The organism is Pantoea sp. UBA5923 (assembly GCF_002431095.1).
GTDB classification, from domain to species: Bacteria; Pseudomonadota; Gammaproteobacteria; order Enterobacterales; family Enterobacteriaceae; genus Pantoea; species Pantoea piersonii.
Map to the genome: position 1 here is coordinate 40,339 of NZ_DJDN01000009.1, position 229 is coordinate 40,567.

The following is a 229-nucleotide window of genomic DNA, read 5'->3' on the forward strand; positions in this document are numbered from 1 at the left end:
GCTGGCGCTGGCCGCCGGAAAGCTCGCGCGCCCCGCGCGTCAGAAGCTCGGCAGGCAGCGCCACACGCTCCGCCACCGCCTCGGCGCGCTGCAGACGTTCAGCGGCACTGAGCCGTTCGAAATTGCGCAGCGGCTCCTCAATAATCTCCCGCAGCGTCTGGCGCGGATCGAGCGAGGCGAAGGGGTTCTGATAGACAAACTGAATTTTGCGCCGCAGCTGGCGCAGCGC

General features: G+C 68.1%; 1 pseudogene. It reads right to left on the reverse strand.

The features are described from left to right. A pseudogene (locus B3797_RS01205) lies at positions 1-229 on the reverse strand (ABC transporter ATP-binding protein); the annotation flags it as partial.